The 17,289-nt window shown below is 65.2% G+C and carries 16 protein-coding genes; 13 read left to right on the forward strand and 3 right to left on the reverse strand.

The annotated features are described in order from the left end of the window. Positions 1–123 precede the first annotated feature (123 nt). Both ACEN9O_RS13305 and ACEN9O_RS13310 read right to left on the reverse strand, forming a co-directional pair. On the reverse strand, positions 124–3,255 hold the full coding sequence (locus ACEN9O_RS13305; protein WP_495618002.1) for a carboxypeptidase-like regulatory domain-containing protein: 3,132 nt from the start codon (positions 3,253–3,255) through the stop codon (positions 124–126). 193 nt (positions 3,256–3,448) lie between these two features. Further along, positions 3,449–4,885, reverse strand: a complete 1,437-nt coding sequence (locus ACEN9O_RS13310) for a cryptochrome/photolyase family protein (RefSeq protein WP_495618003.1) — start codon at positions 4,883–4,885, stop codon at positions 3,449–3,451. A gap of 133 nt (positions 4,886–5,018) precedes the next feature. Between ACEN9O_RS13310 and ACEN9O_RS13315 the strand changes: the two genes are divergently transcribed. The 6 genes from ACEN9O_RS13315 to ACEN9O_RS13340 are packed head-to-tail and all read left to right on the forward strand — an operon-like array spanning position 5,019 to position 9,607. After that, positions 5,019–5,666, forward strand: coding sequence for a YqgE/AlgH family protein (locus ACEN9O_RS13315; protein WP_495618004.1), 648 nt, complete (start codon positions 5,019–5,021; stop codon positions 5,664–5,666). 6 nt (positions 5,667–5,672) lie between these two features. Continuing rightward, positions 5,673–6,068: a Holliday junction resolvase RuvX gene (gene ruvX / locus ACEN9O_RS13320; protein WP_495618005.1), complete on the forward strand. Its 396-nt coding sequence runs from the start codon at positions 5,673–5,675 to the stop codon at positions 6,066–6,068. 5 nt (positions 6,069–6,073) lie between these two features. Next, complete coding sequence (pyrR, locus tag ACEN9O_RS13325; RefSeq protein ID WP_495618006.1) at positions 6,074–6,583, forward strand: bifunctional pyr operon transcriptional regulator/uracil phosphoribosyltransferase PyrR; 510 nt, start codon at positions 6,074–6,076, stop codon at positions 6,581–6,583. Between the two features lie 4 nt (positions 6,584–6,587). Next, positions 6,588–7,553, forward strand: coding sequence for an aspartate carbamoyltransferase catalytic subunit (locus ACEN9O_RS13330; RefSeq protein WP_020701189.1), 966 nt, complete (start codon positions 6,588–6,590; stop codon positions 7,551–7,553). An 8-nt stretch (positions 7,554–7,561) separates the two neighbouring features. After that, a complete protein-coding gene (locus ACEN9O_RS13335; RefSeq protein ID WP_495618007.1) occupies positions 7,562–8,863 on the forward strand; it encodes a dihydroorotase in 1,302 nt (433 codons plus the stop codon). 9 nt (positions 8,864–8,872) lie between these two features. Continuing rightward, complete coding sequence (locus tag ACEN9O_RS13340) at positions 8,873–9,607, forward strand: lysophospholipid acyltransferase family protein (RefSeq protein ID WP_495618008.1); 735 nt, start codon at positions 8,873–8,875, stop codon at positions 9,605–9,607. 114 nt (positions 9,608–9,721) lie between these two features. Here the strand turns inward: ACEN9O_RS13340 and ACEN9O_RS13345 are convergent, their stop codons facing one another. After that, on the reverse strand, positions 9,722–10,582 hold the full coding sequence (locus ACEN9O_RS13345) for a symmetrical bis(5'-nucleosyl)-tetraphosphatase (RefSeq protein WP_495618009.1): 861 nt from the start codon (positions 10,580–10,582) through the stop codon (positions 9,722–9,724). Between the two features lie 138 nt (positions 10,583–10,720). On the opposite strand from ACEN9O_RS13345, the gene rfbB reads away from it, so the two are divergent. From rfbB to ACEN9O_RS13380, 7 genes are all read left to right on the forward strand, one after another. Beyond that, positions 10,721–11,794, forward strand: a complete 1,074-nt coding sequence (gene rfbB, locus ACEN9O_RS13350) for a dTDP-glucose 4,6-dehydratase (RefSeq protein WP_495618010.1) — start codon at positions 10,721–10,723, stop codon at positions 11,792–11,794. Next, positions 11,791–12,687: a glucose-1-phosphate thymidylyltransferase RfbA gene (gene rfbA / locus ACEN9O_RS13355; RefSeq protein ID WP_495618011.1), complete on the forward strand. Its 897-nt coding sequence runs from the start codon at positions 11,791–11,793 to the stop codon at positions 12,685–12,687. Before rfbB ends, rfbA begins: the two co-directional genes overlap by 4 nt. Continuing rightward, entirely contained in the window at positions 12,684–13,232 is a 549-nt protein-coding gene (gene rfbC / locus ACEN9O_RS13360; protein ID WP_495618012.1) for a dTDP-4-dehydrorhamnose 3,5-epimerase, read from the forward strand. The genes rfbA and rfbC overlap by 4 nt, the downstream gene beginning before the upstream one ends. Further along, the gene (rfbD, locus tag ACEN9O_RS13365; RefSeq protein ID WP_495618013.1) at positions 13,229–14,086 is read left to right on the forward strand and encodes a dTDP-4-dehydrorhamnose reductase; all 858 of its coding nucleotides are present in this window, start codon (positions 13,229–13,231) and stop codon (positions 14,084–14,086) included. The genes rfbC and rfbD overlap by 4 nt, the downstream gene beginning before the upstream one ends. Before the next feature lie 261 nt (positions 14,087–14,347). After that, positions 14,348–15,442 carry an MraY family glycosyltransferase gene (locus tag ACEN9O_RS13370; protein WP_495618014.1) on the forward strand — a complete coding sequence of 365 codons (1,095 nt, stop codon included), beginning with the start codon at positions 14,348–14,350 and terminating at the stop codon, positions 15,440–15,442. A 67-nt stretch (positions 15,443–15,509) separates the two neighbouring features. Next, positions 15,510–15,824, forward strand: coding sequence for an H-NS histone family protein (locus ACEN9O_RS13375; RefSeq protein ID WP_495618015.1), 315 nt, complete (start codon positions 15,510–15,512; stop codon positions 15,822–15,824). An 80-nt stretch (positions 15,825–15,904) separates the two neighbouring features. Further along, positions 15,905–17,287 carry a phosphomannomutase/phosphoglucomutase gene (locus tag ACEN9O_RS13380; protein ID WP_495618016.1) on the forward strand — a complete coding sequence of 461 codons (1,383 nt, stop codon included), beginning with the start codon at positions 15,905–15,907 and terminating at the stop codon, positions 17,285–17,287. Positions 17,288–17,289 lie beyond the last annotated feature (2 nt).

The following is a 17,289-nucleotide window of genomic DNA, read 5'->3' on the forward strand; positions in this document are numbered from 1 at the left end:
AATCTTTTATTTCGACAACTATCGTGCTGCAAGGAGGCTTGTCGTTCCCGCGCAGGCGGGAACCCATGCTGCGCCGGCTTCGGACGCGCTCTATGGGTTCCCGCCTGCGCGGGAACGACGCGCTTACACCGGATCGACCTTGTTGGTCAGCGTGAAGTGCGCCTCGGCGTAGTTGTCGCCGTCGACGAACATCCACCAGGTGCCGGTCTTGCCCGGTCCCACGGTGAACGGCGCCAGGTGGCCTTCCTGGTAGTTGTCGCCGTCGGCGTAGCCTTCGTCGTAGCAGCGCAGCGTGGCCTTGACCTGGATGACGTCGTTGGCCAGCAGGTCCAGCGTCAGGATCAGGCGACCCATCGCATCGTCGGCCACCTGGTCGAACACCTTCACCACATGAGTGGTCGACGAAGGACTCAGCTCGGCGATGTTGTAGAAATCGCCGACGCTGTGCGGATAGGCCGCGGCGGCGAATTCATAGTCGGTGGTCGCCATCCAGCCGTCGATGGTCATGCGGCGGAACCAGTGCGGAGGGTCGTTCAGGTTCACCGTCACGTTGGCGCTCTGGTTGGCCGCCACCGTCACCGTCGCGTCGCCATGCAGCTCCTGTTTGTCGGCCGTGACCACCACGCTGCCCACCGGTACGCCGGTCAGCGTGAAGCTGCCGTCGGCGGCGCTGTGGGTGAACTGGTTCTGCGACAGCTGCACGCTGACGCCGGGCGCCGGCTTGCCCTGGTAGTGCACCACGCCGTGCAGCGTGCCGGTCTGCGCCACCTTCTTCCATTTGTAGATGGTCACTTCCTCCCAGCGCGCCGGCCGGTAGATCAGCGGCTCGCAATAGCCGTACAACGGCGCGTCGAAGAAGCACAGGTTGGCGGGGCTGACCGCTTCGGCGTCGCCGGTCTGGCGCCAGGCGTCGGAGTCCTTGGCGTCGGTCTCGCACCAGTCGGAGGCGAAGGCGTTGAGCATCTGGTTGGCGGTGTCGTCGGCGGCGTCGGTCAGCAGATTGCCGGCCCAGCCGGCGCTCTCCAGCACCATCTCGTGGATCTTCGAGTATAGGATCTCGCCGGCGGCGATGCGCTCGTCGGACTGGTAGACGTACAGGCCGTCCGGCGTCGACTGCACGATCTGCGCGCCGGCGGCCAGGTCGCTCTGCTCCAGCATGCCGCCTTCCATCGGCACGCCCGACTGGCGGATCGACATCCACAGCAGCGACGAGCACACCGTCGGGAAGGTGTTGGCGGCCCACTTGGCGCTGGCCGGCGCCTTGTCCGTCAGGCCGATGGCGGGCTTGGTGTAGCAGTAGAAGCGGTAGTGGCTCTTGCCGGCCTGCTGGGCGGCGAAATCGGCGATGCCGTGCAGCGTCTGGCGGATCTCCAGCGTTTCCTTCAGCGGATCGGGCTTGACCACCATGGCCGGCACGATCTCCGGCGCCACGCCGCCCAGGTCCATCTTCGATTCGATGGTGGCGAAGCCGGCGATCGAATGGCGCTTGCCGGTCTCGGGATCGATCATGTCCTCGCCGTCGACCGCGTGTTCGACGGTCTGCGTGAGCACGCCCGGCCACAGGTATTTGAGCACGTCGGGACGGGCGCCGTCGCCGCCGATGAATTCGATCAGCCGGTCTTCCGAGGCGGTGGAGTGGGTGATCTCGTCGCGGTTGCGGGTCATGATGCCGGAGTGCGAATAGCGCTGCGGCGGCGTCACCGTCTGCAGCACGGTGGAGATCAGGCTGCTGTTGCTGGGGTTGAGGATCAAGTCGCCCTTCTTGGCATTCATGAAGCGCGGCGGCATCTGCATCCAGCGCTTCTCCTGCGTCGGCATGCAGAACATGCCGTCGGGGATATGGTCCGGCAGATTCCATGGATCGCATTCCTGGTCCTCGACCGGGAACGGCGGCGCCACGTGCATGTCCATCGCCGTCAGCGTCTGCAGCGGTTGCAGCGCGCTGGCCAGCGCGGCCGGCACGCGCCCCGCGCTCACTTGCAGCGCCGACGAGGTGGCGGCCGGCAGCATGCCGTAGCTGCTCAGGCGCGTCACTTCCTCCAGCGTGATCGAACCCGGATTGGCGACCAGCTGGCGGCTGGCCAGGTCGCTCAGCAGGGCTTGCGCGTTGGCGTTGACCAGCAGCTTCTTGTTCATGTGCTGCGGCACGTCGAAGTGGGCGCTGACGCGCACCGGCAGGCCGTTCGGCGCCGTGCCCTTGTAATGCACGCTGAAGGCCATGGCCTGCTGCGGTACTTGCGCTTTCGGGATCGCGACGTCGATGCGGGTGCTGGCCTGGGCCTTGAGCACGATGGCGCTGGCGACGGCGGGACGCAGCTCGAATTCGCGCGGGCCGTCTTCATAGGCCAGCTCCAGCTGCATGCTGCTCAGCGTCAGGTTGCTGGCTTCGGGATTGCGCACCACGAAGCTGGCGCGGAAGCTGCCGTCAATGAACTGTGCGCTGAAGTCGCTGCTATCGACCGGCGGCTGCAGCACGCCGCGCTGGCGCGCCAGGAAGTAGGGATTGGCCACGCTGACGCTGCGCTGGATCACGCGCGGCGCGTCGCCCGGCTGCTGCACCGTCACCTGCACGTGGAACACCGTGTGCGGGTGGTTGGGGTCGAGCTGCGCGGCGAAATCGTGCTGCAGGGTGGGGTGGGTGCTGCCCAGTGCCACCGCGCCCAGCTGCCAGTTGTAGACGGCGGCCGTGGCGCCGCCGCCGGCGTTGATGGCCATGCGCGGCGGCGCAGTCGCCACCAGGATCGGATGGCTGGCGGCGTCGCGCGCGGGGATGGTCAGCGCGCTCATCGCCGTCTTGCGCGGCACGATGGGGCCGACCGGCACGGTCGGCGCTGAAGGCGTGCGCGGCTTGATTTCGATGCGCGGGCGCGGCGTGCCCTGGGTGCGGCGTTCGGGCGCGTTCTGCACCGTCAGTATCATCGTGGTCGGATTGTGCGGCGCGCTGCGCACCGTCAGCATCGGCGGCTGCTTGCCGTCGGCGGGGGCGTTGATCTGGACTTCGGCCTTGAGCTTCTCGATGGCGCCGCGCTTGCCGGCGGTGACGTTGATGGTCTTCTTGCCGGCGCGGTTCCACACCAGGTACTGCTTGGAACCGGGCACGCCGTTGATGCTGATGTTGCCGCTTTCGTTGTTATCGTAGGACTGGCCGTTCGGCGCCTTGACTTCGACGCAGACGCTGTCGCCGATGGCGGCCACGGCGGGCGTGCAGACGATGGAACCAAGCAGCGGGGTTGGGGCGGTTGGTACTTGCAACATGGGAACTCCTGTGGACATGGGGAATGGTGACGTCAGGCCTGTTTGTTGCAGTCCTGGTGTGCCCAGTGTCGTCGGGAGCGTCCCACAAATCGCTCACAAATGCGCCGCCGCCCGCGAAAGCGGGAATCCATGCGGCCCCACCTGAGCCAGCTCAGTATGGATTCCCGCCTGCGCGGGAATGACGCGGTGGGGCTTAGTCAGTTTTCTTCACCACCGCGTAGCGCGCCAGCGTGCGCTGGCGCGCTTCGTCGTGCATGACGATGGGTGCGGGGTAGTCCAGCGGTAGCATGCGCGGCACCAGCCACGGCGCGTGGATTTCCTTGTCGCCCAGATCCTTGAGCTGCGGCAGGTAGCGGCGGATGAACTTGCCCGTGCCGTCGAACTTTTCCGATTGCGTGACCGGGTTGAAGATGCGGAAGTAGGGCTGGGCGTCGCAGCCCGACGACGACGCCCACTGCCAGCCGCCGTTGTTGGAGGCCAGATCGAAGTCGTTCAGGTGCTGCGCGAAATAGGCCTCGCCGCGGCGCCAGTCGATGCCCAGGTCCTTGATCAGGAAGCAGGCCGTCACCATGCGCAGGCGGTTGTGCATATAGCCGGTCTGGTTCAGCTGGGCCATGGCGGCGTCCACCAGCGGGTAGCCGGTGCGGCCTTGGCACCAGGCCGCGAACAGTTCGTCGGCCTGCGGGCCGGTCTCCCACGCGATGGCGTCGTAGGCCGGCTTGTAGGCGCCGCCCACCACGTGCGGGTTGTGGAACAGGATCATGGCGTAGAACTCGCGCCAGATCAATTCCGCCAGCCACACCGGCGCGCCTTCGCCGCCGGCGCCGCGCGCCATCAGGTCGAGCACGGCGCGCACCAGGTGCCGTACCGACAGCGTGCCGAAGCGGAAATGCAGGGACAGATAGGACGGCCCCTTCACGGCCGGATAGTCGCGGGCGTCCTTGTAGCTGGCGATGCGGGGCAGGAAGTCTTCCCACAGCTGCGCCGCGCCGGACATGCCGGTGGGGATCTTCAAGTCGGCCAGGTTGCTGGGCTCGAAGCCGAGCTCGGCCAGCGTCGGCAGCGCCGTGGCCTGGGCCGGCGGCGGCGCCAGCCGTGCCGCGTGCGCTTCGACGTGGCGGGGCGCCAGCACCGACGGGTCCGCTTCCAGCTTCTTCAGCCAGGCGTTCTTGTAGGGCGTGAACACCGAGAACACGCCGCCGGTCTGCGACAGCACCTCGCTTTTTTCAAAGATCACCTGGTCTTTGCAGCTGAAGAACTGGCGGCCGCCGGCGCGCAGCGCCTGCGCCACGGCGGCGTCGCGGGCGATGGCCCGGGGTTCATAATCGTGGTTGCAGAAGACCGCGTCCACGCCCAGCTCGGCGGCCAGGGTCGGGATGGCGACGGCAGGATCGGTGTGGCGCACGATCAGGTGGCCGCCCAGCTGCCGCAGTTCGGCCGCCACTTCGGCGATGCTGGCGTGGATGAAGTCGACCCGCCGGTCGCGCCGCGGCAGGCCGGCCAGGATGGTGGTGTCGTAGATGAAAACGCAATACACCCGGTTGCTGTCCTGCAGGGCCTGGTGCAGGGCGGCATGGTCGAAAACCCGCAAATCGCGGCGCAGCCAGACCAGGGAGGAATTTGGTTTCATTGAGTCTGTGTCAATCGGTCGGAGGAACGCAAACATGGCCGCATCCGCAATTCAGTGTAAACTATCGTTTAGACAGAGTTGCTAGCCGCGCGAATACTACAGTAATTGTCAGCAGCACAGAAAGAACACGCATATGAAGAAAAGCAAAATCGGCAAAACTCTCCCTGTACCCGGCCTGCTGCAGGAAACCGGCGATCTCCTGGAAACCCCCGCCACCGGGGCCGCTGCCCTGAATCTGGCGGATCATTTCCTGATTGCAATGCCTTCCATGCAAGATCCGGTGTTTGGCGGGACCGTGGTGTATGTGTGCGAGCACAACGAAAACGGCGTGCTGGGCGTGGTCATCAACAAACCCACCGACATGACGATGGAGGTGCTGTTCGAGCGCATCGACCTCAAGCTGGAGTCCAATGTCGACGTCGACGCCCCCATCATGTTCGGCGGCCCGGTGCAGGACGACCGCGGCTTCGTGCTGCACACGCCGGGCACCCGCTATTCGTCGTCGCTGACGGTGACCAAGGACGTGGCCTTCACCACCTCGATCGATGTGCTGGAGGCCGTGGCCGCCGGCGACGGTCCGCCGCGCATGCTGGTGTCGATCGGCTATTCGGGCTGGAGCCCCGGCCAGCTGGAGGACGAGATCAGCCGCAACGGCTGGCTGACCGTGGGCGCCGACCCCGACATCCTGTTCAATCTGCCGATCGAGGAACGTTACACGGCCGCCATGCGCCTGCTGGGCATCGATCCGCTGATGCTGACCTCGGAGGCCGGGCATGCATAAGGTGACATGCACGCCGTGACCATCGAGACCATCTTCGCATTCGATTTCGGCGTCAAGCGCATCGGCGTGGCCATGGGCAATACCATGATCCGCCAGGCCGAACCGGTCAAGGTCATCAACGCCGTCGACAACGCCACCCGTTTTGCCGATATACAGGCGCTGCTGGACGAGTGGAAGCCGGCGCGGCTGGTGGTCGGCCTGCCCATGCATCCCGACGGCGCCGAGCACGAGATGACCGCGCGCGCGCGCAAGTTCGCCAATCAATTGCATGGCCGCTTCAGCCTGCCGGTGGAGCTGGTCGACGAGCGCTATTCCTCGGCCGTGATTGCCGCCAGGCGCGGCGAAGTCATCGACGACCGCGCCGCCGCCATCATCCTGCAACAATATTTCGACACCCACTAAATCCCATGTCCACACTGAACCCCAACCAACTCGACGCCGAAGCGCTGTACGCGACCCTGCTGGCCGACGTCAAAGCCGGCCTGGCCGGCGTGGCCGATGTCGCCATCGTCGGCATCCACTCCGGCGGCGCCTGGATCGCCGAGCGCCTCGCGGCCGACCTCGGCCTGTCCGCCCGCTGCGGCGTGCTGGACGTGTCCTTCTACCGCGACGACTACGCCAAGAAGGGCCTGCCGGCCGACGTCAAGCCGACCAACATCAGCTTCGAGGTGGCGGCCGCCACCATCCTGCTGGTGGACGACGTGCTGTACACCGGCCGCACCACGCGCGCCGCGATCAACGAGCTGTTCGACTACGGCCGCCCGGCGCGCATCATGCTGGCCGCGCTGGTCGACCGCGGCGAGCGCCAGCTGCCGGTGGCGGCCGATTTCGTTGCCGCCCACGTGCAGGTGCCGCAGGGGCAGGCGCTGGTGCTCAAGCGCGCCGACGATGGAAAATTTACGCTAACCATAGAATAAGACCATGCTCAATCCGCAACTGAACAAACACGGCGAGCTCCAGCACTTGCTGTCGATCGAGGGGCTGCCGAAGTCCATCGTCAACCACATCCTGGACACCGCCTCGTCGTTCGTCGGCATCTCCGACCGCGACGTCAAGAAGGTCCCGCTGATGCGCGGCAAGTCGGTGTTCAACCTGTTCTTCGAGAACTCCACGCGCACCCGCACCACCTTCGAGATCGCCTCCAAGCGCCTGTCGGCCGACGTGATCAACCTGAACATCCAGGCCTCGTCGGCCAGCAAGGGCGAGTCGCTGCTCGACACCATCGACAACCTGTCGGCCATGCACGCCGACATGTTCGTGGTGCGCCACGCGCAGTCGGGCGCGCCCTACCTGATCGCCAAGCACCTGCACGACACCAGGCAGTCGCATGTGCACGTGGTCAACGCCGGCGACGGCCGCCACGCGCATCCGACCCAGGGCCTGCTGGACATGTACACCATCCGCCACTACAAGAAGGACTTCACCAACCTGACGGTGGCCATCGTCGGCGACATCCTGCACAGCCGCGTGGCGCGTTCCGACATCCACGCGCTGACCACGCTGGGCGTGCCGGAAGTGCGCGCCATCGGCCCGCACACCCTGCTGCCGGGTGGCCTGGAGCAGATGGGCGTGCGCACCTTCACCAATATGGAAGAGGGCTTGAAGGGCGTCGACGTGATCATCATGCTGCGCCTGCAGAACGAGCGCATGAGCGGCGCGCTGCTGCCGTCGGCGCAGGAATACTTCAAGAGCTACGGCCTGACGCCGGAACGGCTGGCGCTGGCCAAGCCGGACGCGATCGTCATGCACCCGGGCCCGATGAACCGCGGCGTCGAGATCGACTCGGCGGTGGCGGACGGTCCGCAGGCGGTGATACTGCCGCAGGTGACTTTCGGGATCGCGGTACGGATGGCGGTGATGAGCATAGTGGCGGGGACGCAGGGATGAACGCAGGCATGAAACTACACATTAAAAACGGCCACCTGATCGATCCGGCCAACGGCATCGACGGCAAGCAAGACCTTTATATCGCCGACGGCAAGGTGCTGGCGGTGGGCAGCGCGCCGGCCGGCTTCGCGGCCGACCAGACCATCGACGCGACCGGCCTGATCGTCGCGCCCGGCCTGGTCGATTTGTCGGCGCGCCTGCGCGAGCCCGGCTACGAATACAAGGCCACGCTGGAATCGGAAATGCAGGCCGCCATGCAAGGCGGCGTGACCAGCCTGATCTGCCCGCCCGACACCGATCCGGTGCTCGACGAGCCGGGCCTGGTCGAGATGCTCAAGCACCGCGCCAAGACGCTGAACCAGGCCAATGTGCACCCGCTGGGCGCGCTGACCGTCGGCCTCAAGGGCAAGGCGCTGACCGAGATGGCCGAGCTGACCGAGGCCGGCTGCATCGGCTTCGCGCAGGCGGAGGAGCCGATCGAGGACACCAATGTGCTGCTGCGCGCCATGCAGTACGCCAAGACCTTCAACTACACCGTGTGGCTGCGGCCGCAGGACGCGCACATCGGCCGTGGCGGCATCGCGGCCAGCGGCCCGCTGGCCTCGCGCCTGGGCCTGTCCGGCGTGCCGGTGATGTCGGAGACCATCGCGCTGCACACCATCTTCGAGCTGATGCGCTCGACCGGCGCCCGCGTGCACCTGTGCCGCATGTCGTCGGCGGCCGGCCTGCAGCTGGTGCGCGACGCCAAGAAGGAGGGCTTGCCGGTCACCTGCGACGTCGGCGCCCACCACATCCACCTGACCGACGCCGACATCGGCTTCTTCGATTCGAACGCGCGCGTGACGCCGCCGTTCCGCAGCCAGCGCGACCGCGACGCCATCCGCCTCGGCCTGCTGGACGGCACCATCGACGCGCTGTGCTCGGACCACACGCCGGTCGACGACGACGAGAAGCTGCTGCCGTTCGGCGAAGCCTCGCCCGGCGCCACCGGCCTGGAACTGCTGCTGTCGCTGGCGCTGAAATGGGCCGACGACTACGCCGCCACCCAGGACACGGGCGCCGTGCGTCCGCTGGCGCGCGCGCTGGCGCGCATCACGTCCGACGCGGCCCGCGTGGCCGGGCTGGACGCCGGCACGCTGTCGGTTGGCGCCGCGGCCGACGTCTGCCTGTTCGATCCCGAGGCGCGCTGGACGGTGGAAGCGTCGGCGCTGGCCAGCCAGGGCAAGCACACGCCTTTCCTCGGCTACAACCTGGCCGGGCAGGTCCGCGCCACCATCGTGGCGGGGCACGTCGCCTACCAGCGCAGCTGATCGCTTGGCATGAAGCTTTCGATGATCTTCCGCCTGGTGCGGGTGTTGTTGCATGTGCTGCTGGGGATGACGATCTGCGCCACGGTGTTCCCGTGGATCGGGCAGGAAAAGCGTAACGGCCACATCCGCCGCTGGTCGACCCGGCTGCTGGCGATGTGCAATGTGACGGTGGAGCAGGGCGCCGGCGTGCCCCTGCTGGAGCGGGCGATGGTGGTGGCCAACCACGTGTCGTGGCTGGACATCTTCGTTATCCACAGCCTGCATCCGAGCCATTTCGTGGCCAAGGCCGAGATCCGCTCGTGGCCGCTGGCCGGCTGGCTGGCGGAGAAGGCCGGCACGGTCTTCATCGCGCGCGGCAACCGGCGCGACCTGCGGCACATCTTCAAGGGACTGGTGCACAGCCTGGAGCGCGGCGAGCGCGTGGCCTTCTTCCCGGAGGGCACCACGGCGGCGCAGGGCAGCCTGCTGCCCTTCCACGCCAACCTGTTCGAGGCGGCGATCGACGCCAGGGTGCCGGTGCAGGCGATCGCGCTGTCATACCGCGAGCCGTCGGGCGCTTCGCATCCGTCGGTGGATTTCATCGGCGAGACCAGCTTCGCCGAGAGCATCATGCTGATCCTGAACGGGCCGCCGGTGAAGGCCAGGCTGACGATCCTGCCGGCCATCGACAGCATCGGCGCGCACCGCCGCGAGCTGGCCGAGGCCACGCACCAGGCCGTCGCCGCCGCGCTGGGCGTCAGCTGAGCTGTCATTTCCCCTCCCAGGGGAAATGACTTCCCGCGCAGGCGGGAATCCATGCAGCGCATCCCATCTTGCTCAGTATGGATTCCCGCCTGCGCGGGAATGACGATGCGCGGGTTATTTCTTGCCGCTGTGTTGCTGGAACTCCGGGCACTGCACCTGCAGCAGGCTGCGGTCTTCCAGGCACACGGCGGACAGCTGGCCGCCCCATACGCAGCCGCTGTCGAGCCCGATCAAATGCGGCTTCAGCACCAGCCCCAGCGCCGACCAGTGGCCGAACGCCACCGTCTCCTTGCGGCTGCGCCGGCCCGGCACCTCGAACCACGGCATCAGGCCCGATCCCGCTTCCGCCTTGCCGCTTTCCTTCATCTTGAAATCCATCACGCCGTCGGCGCTGCAGAAGCGCAGCCGCGTCATCGCGTTGATGATGCAGCGCAGCCGGTCCGCGCCGTGCAGATCGTCGCTCCACCGATCGGGCAGGTTGCCATACATCTCGGCCAGGAACTCGGCCAGGCCGGGGCCGCGCAGCATCTGCTGCACCTCGCCGGCCAGCGCCATCGCCTGCGCCACCGTCCATTGCGGCAGCAGGCCGGCATGCACCAGCAGGTGGCCCTGGGTGTGGATGGCCAGCGGACGGCGCCGCAGCCAGTCGATCAGCTCGTCGCGGTCGGGCGCGTGCAGGATCTCGGCCAGGGTGTCGGACTTGTGCTCGGGCCGGATGCCGTAGGCCACCGCCAGCAAGTGCAGGTCGTGATTGCCGAGCACGCTGTCGATGCGGCCGCCGCTGCCCATCGCCAGCGCGCGCACATGGCGCAGCGTGGCCAGCGAATCCGGGCCGCGATTGATCAAGTCGCCGGCGAAAAAGATGCGGTGCTCGACGCCGGGTTCGCGCCGTTCGGCGTCGGCGTTGATGCTCTCAAGCAGGGAAAGTGTTTGTTCATGGCAACCTTGAAGGTCGCCAACCAGATAGGTTCTCATTGTTTGACGTGTTTGCCTTTAGTCGTCCGTAAAATATCGCCAAAAAGGTCCTGCACGCGAACGATTTTTCTCACAAGCGAGCGCAAGATCACATAAAATTGAGACATTGCTCAATTAACTTGCTCAACGGGATACTAAATGATTTTTGTGACGGGTGGTGCTGGTTTTATAGGTTCCAATTTTGTACTGGACTGGTTGGCTCAAAGCAATGAACCGGTAGTCAATTTCGATAAACTCACCTACGCGGGCAATCTGAACAATCTGGCGTCGCTGAAGCAGGACCCGCGTCACATCTTCGTGCGCGGCGACATCTGCGACCAGGCGCAGGTGCTGGCCCTGTTCCAGCAGCACAAGCCACGCGCGGTGGTGCACTTCGCCGCCGAGAGTCATGTGGACCGCTCCATCCTCGGCCCAGGCGAATTCATCAACACCAACATCAACGGCACCTTCAGCCTGCTCGAAGCGGCGCGCGCCTACTGGTCGGCGCTGCCGGACCAGGAGAAGGCCGCGTTCCGCTTCCTGCACGTGTCCACCGACGAGGTCTACGGCACGCTGGGACCGGACGATGCGCCCTTCAGCGAGACCACCGCGTTCGCGCCCAACAGCCCGTACTCGGCATCCAAGGCCGCCTCCGACCACCTGGTGCGTTCCTACCACCACACCTACGGCCTGCCGACGCTGACCACCAACTGCTCCAACAACTACGGCCCGTATCACTTCCCGGAAAAACTGATCCCGCTGATCATCGCCAACGCGCAGGCGGGTAAGCCGCTGCCGATCTACGGCGACGGCCAGCAGGTGCGCGACTGGCTGTACGTCAGCGACCACTGCGCGGCGATCCGCCGCGTGCTGGAGGCGGGCCGCCTGGGCGAGACCTACAACGTCGGCGGCTGGAACGAGATGGCCAACCTGGACGTGGTGCACACGCTGTGCGACATGCTCGACCAGCTCAAGCCGAAGGCGGACGGCGCCAGCTACCGCGCGCAGATCACCTACGTCAAGGACCGTCCCGGCCACGACCGCCGCTACGCCATCGACGCCCGCAAGCTGGAGCGCGAACTGGGCTGGAAACCGGCCGAGACCTTCCAGACCGGCATTGCCAAGACCGTGCAGTGGTACCTGGACAACCAGGCCTGGGTGGCCGACGTGCAGTCGGGCAGCTACGCCAAGTGGGTGGAAACCAATTACTTTAACCGCGAAGGCCAGCAATGAGCATCCCTAACCGCAAAGGCATTATCCTGGCAGGTGGTTCCGGCACCCGTCTGTATCCAGTGACGAGGAGCGTCTCCAAGCAGCTGCTGCCGATCTACGACAAGCCAATGATCTATCATCCGCTGACGGTGCTGATGTTGGCCGGCATGACCGAGATCCTGCTGATCTCGACGCCGCAGGACACGCCGCGCTTCCAGGACCTGCTGGGCGACGGCAGCCAGTGGGGCATCAGCATCAGCTACGCGGTGCAGCCATCGCCGGACGGCCTGGCGCAGGCCTTCATCATCGGCAAGGAATTCGTCGGCGATTCGCCGTCCGCGCTGATCCTCGGCGATAACATCTACTACGGCAACGACCTCGACGCGCTGCTGCGCCACGCCACCGAGCAGACCGAGGGCGCCACCGTGTTCGCCTACCACGTGCAGGACCCGGAGCGCTATGGCGTGGTCGAGTTCGACGACGACCGCACCGCGGTGTCGATCGAGGAAAAGCCGCTCAAACCGAAGTCCAACTACGCCGTCACCGGCCTGTATTTCTACGATAACCAGGTGTGCGACATCGCCGCCAGCATCAAGCCGTCCGCGCGCGGCGAGCTGGAAATTACCGACGTCAACCGCGTCTACCTGGAACGGCGGAAGCTCAACGTCGAGGTGATGGGGCGCGGCATGGCCTGGCTGGACACCGGCACCCACGATTCGCTGCTCGATGCGTCGCAGTTCATCGCCACCATTGAAAAGCGCCAGGGCCTGAAAGTGGCTTGCCCGGAAGAGATCGCCTACCGCAAGGGTTATATCGACGCCGCCCAGCTGCGCAAGCTGGCCGAGCCGCTGAAGAAAAACAACTACGGCCAGTACCTGCTGCAGATTCTTGAAGATAAGGTCATTCCACGATGAATGTGATTGCTACCCCGCTGGAAGGCTTGCTGGTGCTGGAGCCGCGCGTGTTCGGCGACGACCGCGGCTTTTTCTACGAGAGCTTCAACGCCCGCCGTTTCGCCGAGCTGACCGGCGTCCACCTGCCCTTCGTGCAGGACAACCATTCGCGCTCGGCCAAGGGCGTGCTGCGCGGCCTGCACTACCAGATCCAGCAGGCGCAGGGCAAGCTGGTGCGCGCCACCGTCGGCAGCGTGTTCGACGTCGCCGTCGACATGCGCAAGAGCTCGGCCACCTTCGGCCAGTGGTATGGCATCGAACTGTCGGCCGAGAACAAGAAGCAGCTGTGGATACCGCCGGGCTTCGCGCACGGTTTCGTGGTCACCAGCGACGCCGCCGAATTCCTCTACAAGACCACCGACTATTGGGCGCCCGAGCACGAGCGCTCGGTGCTGTGGAACGACCCGGCCATCGGCATCGAGTGGCCGGCGCTGGACGCGGCGCCGCTGCTGTCCGGTAAAGACCAGGCCGCCGTGCTGCTGGCCGACGCCGAGGTGTTCGCATGAAAATCCTGCTGACCGGCAGTACCGGCCAGGTCGGATACGAACTGGTGCGCAGCCTGCAAGGCATAGGCGAAGTGGTGGCGGTGGACCGCAATGTGATGGATTTGTCCGACCTGGACCAGGTGCGCGACGTGATCCGCCGCGAAAAGCCGGGGCTGATCGTCAATCCGGCCGCCTACACGGCGGTCGACAAGGCCGAGAGCGAGCCGGAGCTGGCGCACCGCGTCAACGCCGAGGCGCCGGCCCTGATGGCGCAGGAAGCGAAGCTGCTGGGCGCGGCCATGGTGCACTACTCGACCGACTACGTGTTCGACGGCAGCCAGCCGTCGGCGCGGAAGGAGGACGACGCCACCGGACCGCTCAACGTCTACGGCGCCAGCAAGCTGGCTGGCGAGCAAGCCATCGCGGCGGCCGGCATTCCGCACCTGATCTTCCGCACCAGCTGGGTGTACGGCACGCGCGGCAAGAACTTCCTGCTGACCATGCTGCGCCTGGCCAAGGAGCGCGACGAACTGCGCGTGGTGGCCGACCAGCACGGCGCGCCGACCTGGAGCCGCACCATCGCCGACACCACCGCGCTGGTGCTGTCGCAGGCCCACGCGGGCGGACGCGAGTGGTGGGTGCAGAACAGCGGCGTGTACCACCTGAGCGCGCAGGGCCAGACCACCTGGTTCGACTTCACCCGGGCCATCGTCGAGGCGGCAGGGCTGGAGTGCCGCGTGCTGCCGATCACCAGCGCCGAATATCCGGTGCCGGCCAAGCGCCCGCAGTTCTCGGTGATGTCGTCCGAGCGCCTGATGGCGCGCTTCTGCCGCTTGCCGGACTGGAAAGAGGCCTTGCACCTGTGCATGCGCTGAGCGCTAGTTGTATCGTTTCGTAAGCTTTTTCACCCTCGCCATATGCTGCTGTTATCATGCCGACGCGCCCTGGTAGCGCGCCGGCATGCCCGTCGTCATATTTTTTCACGCCCGGCGTTGCAAAACTCTCTAATGTTTGACGCCAAGCGGCTATTACCGGCTATCAATTCAGGACCGCCTCGCTTAATCCGGTACAATCGCGAGTTAGCGTATAGTCCATCCTTATCGGTTAGCGCGTCCGGTAATTTTGTATAGAAAAATATGTTTTCCTTTTTACTGAGCTTTGTCGCTTCCGCGCTGCTAACCCTGCTGGTGATTAAAGAAGCGAGATTGCACGGTCCCGCGCTCGATTCCGATTTCATGGGTGTGCAAAAAGTGCACGCCCACCATGTCGCCCGGATTGGCGGCTTATCGATATTCTTATCGGTGGCGCTGAGTTCTTTCATTTCCATTTGGCGGGTGCCGGCCATGACGCATTGGCTGATGTCGCTATTGGCCTGTTCCTCGGTGGCGTTTGTCGGCGGCATCGTCGAGGATTACACCGGCCGCGTCAGCGCCGCGCGCCGCCTGGTGCTGACCATGGCCGCCGCCGCGCTCGGCTACTTCCTGCTTGACGCCCGCGTCGACCGCATCGACTGGGCGTTTTCCGCCTGGCCGCTGCAATACATCTGGCTGACCCTGCCGCTGACGGTGCTGGCAGTGGCCGGCATCGCCAACGCGGTCAATATCATCGACGGTTTCAACGGCCTGGCCAGCGTGGTGTGCATCTGCATGCTGTTGTCGCTGGGTTATGTGGCCTTGCAGGTCAACGATATGTTCGTGCTGATCGCGGCGCTGATGGTGGCGGGCGCCACGGCCGGCTTCCTGATCTGGAATTACCCGGTCGGCATGATCTTCCTGGGCGACGGCGGCGCGTATTTCATCGGCTTCATGCTGGGCGAACTGGCCTTGCTGCTGGTAATGCGCAATCCGCAAGTTTCCACCTGGTACGCGGCGCTGCTGTTGATCTATCCGACCTTTGAAACCCTGTTTTCCGTTTATCGACGCATGTTTGTCCGTGGAAAGTCGCCTGCCATGCCGGACGGCATCCATTTGCATAGCCTGATCTTCCGCCGCATCGTGCAATGGGCGGTTGGCCGCAAAGAGGCGCGCGCGCTGATACGCCGCAATTCGATGACGTCGCCGTATCTCTGGTTGTTTTCGCTGATGGCGGTGATACCGGCCACGGTATTGTGGCGCTATACCTGGGCATTAATGGTTTGCTGTATTTTATTTATTGGCAGTTACATCTGGATATATGTCCGCATCGTCCGCTTTAAAGCCCCGCGCTGGATGATACGCCATAAGAAAACCTGACTTTTTTATGTTGATGTAATATATTCCCGCCGGGCTTTATATCACCTCACTTAAAAGGAATACCCCAATGGATCTGTCGAATATGTCCTCCGCGGATTTGCGGAATCTGCAGGAACAAGTTAAACGCGAATTAAAGCAGCGCGAAAGCCAGGACCTGGCCAAGGCGCGCGAACAGATACTGGCTATTGCGCAAAGCGTGGGCGTGCCCTTGAAAGACCTGGTCGGCGGCGGCGGCAGCGTGCGCGCCAAGACCGGCAATGTGGCGCCGCGTTACCGCAATCCGGCCGACCCCACCCAGTTATGGACCGGCCGCGGCCGCCAGCCGAAATGGGTCAAGGAATGGCTGGAAGCCGGTAAAGACATCGCCGGCTTAAAGGTTTAAACTGCTGGCACTTCGATCACCCGGCGGCCGGATAGGCCGGCCGCCGGCTTCAACCCTCCTCGCAACTACATTCCCACACTATGGTCTCTTTATCTAAAACGATCTTCAAGGCTTACGACATCCGCGGCATCATCGATAAAACCCTGGATGCGGGCGTCGCGCGCCAGATCGGCCAGGCCTTCGGCCAGGCCGCGCTGGCCAAGGGCGAAAAGAAAGTCGTGATCGGCCGCGACGGCCGCCTGTCCGGCCCGGTGCTGACGGCAGCGCTGGCCGAAGGCCTGCAAGCGGCCGGTGTGGATGTGATCGACCTGGGCGTGGTGGCCACGCCGATGGTGTATTTCGGCACCAATGTGCTGGGCGCCGCGTCCGGCATCATGGTCACCGGCAGCCACAATCCGCCGGACTACAACGGCTTCAAGATGGTGCTGGCCGGCGAGGCGATCCACGGCGAGGCCATCACCGCGCTGTACCAGCGCATCGTCGACCATGACGGCTCGTCGGCGGCGGCCAAGGGCGCGTACAGCACCCACGACATCCGCGCGCAGTACCTGGAGCGCATCATCGGCGACGTCAAGCTGGCGCGTCCGATCAAGATCGCGGTGGACTGCGGCAACGGCGTGGCCGGCGCGTTCGCCGGCGACCTGTTCCGCGGCATGGGTTGCGAAGTGATCGAACTGTTCTGCGAAGTGGACGGCAATTTCCCTAACCACCATCCCGATCCAGCGCATCCGGAAAACCTGCAGGACCTGATCCGCTGCCTGCAGGAGACCGACGCCGAGCTGGGCATCGCCTTCGACGGCGACGGCGACCGCCTGGGCGTGGTCACCAAGGATGGCCAGATCATTTACCCGGACCGCCAGATGATGCTGTTCGCGGCCGACGTGCTGAGCCGCCATCCAGGCGAGCAGATCCTGTACGACGTCAAGTGCACCCGCCACCTGGCGCCGTGGATCAGCAAGCACGGCGGCGTGCCGCTGATGTACAAGACCGGCCACTCGCTGGTCAAGGCCAAGCTGCGCGAGACCGGCGCCCCGCTGGGCGGCGAGATGAGCGGCCACATCTTCTTCAAGGACCGCTGGTACGGTTTCGACGACGGCCTGTATTCCGGCGCCCGCCTGCTGGAGATCCTGACCCGCGAAGCCGATCCGTCCAAGCTGCTGAACTCGCTGCCGCAATCGGACAGCACGCCCGAGCTGCACCTGCACCTGAGCGAAGGCGAGAACGTCATCGTCATGGACAAGCTGCGCAGCGACGCCAGGTTCCCCGGCAACGCGCAGATCATCACCATCGACGGCCTGCGCGTGGAATACGAAGACGGCTTCGGCCTGGCGCGTTCGTCCAACACCACGCCGGTGATCGTGATGCGCTTCGAGGCCGAAACGCCGGCCGCGCTGGCGCGCATCCAGGGCCAGTTCAAAAGCGTGATCCTGGCTGCCAAGCCGGACGCGGAACTGCCGTTCTAAGC

This window comes from Duganella sp. Dugasp78 (genome assembly GCF_059491455.1).